Annotated in this window: 1 protein-coding gene; it reads left to right on the forward strand. The window is 49.7% G+C overall.

Translation table 11 applies throughout. The features are described 5' to 3' along the window. Positions 1-8: 8 nt before the first annotated feature. Positions 9-332: DUF3429 domain-containing protein (locus KDM89_RS20950; RefSeq protein ID WP_212689759.1), on the forward strand; the 324-nt coding region annotated here is incomplete at its 3' end.

The following is a 332-nucleotide window of genomic DNA, read 5'->3' on the forward strand; positions in this document are numbered from 1 at the left end:
TAAATTTTATGAATAATCTCAATCAAAAACTGGTAATACGACTGGGCTTTGCTGGCCTGATTCCGTTTGTTTTACTGACGGTACTGTGCTGGATCGTGCATCCTGACTGGCTGGGGTATTTCATCAAAGCGCAGCTGGCGTATGGCATCGTGATTTTGTCTTTCCTGGGTGGTTTGCATTGGGGCGTGACGCTGATGGCTCAGGGTAAGGACGACGAAGAAACCCGGCGGGCAATGATCTGGGGTGTCATCCCCACGCTGATTGCCTGGTGTTCTCTGAGTAATATGCTGTTCGGTTTTGTGGTGCAGGTAGTTGGCTTCATCGCAGCCTAT

The organism is Cognatundibacterium luofuense (genome assembly GCF_018139685.1).
Taxonomy (GTDB): Bacteria; Pseudomonadota; Gammaproteobacteria; order Burkholderiales; family Burkholderiaceae_D; genus Undibacterium; species Undibacterium luofuense.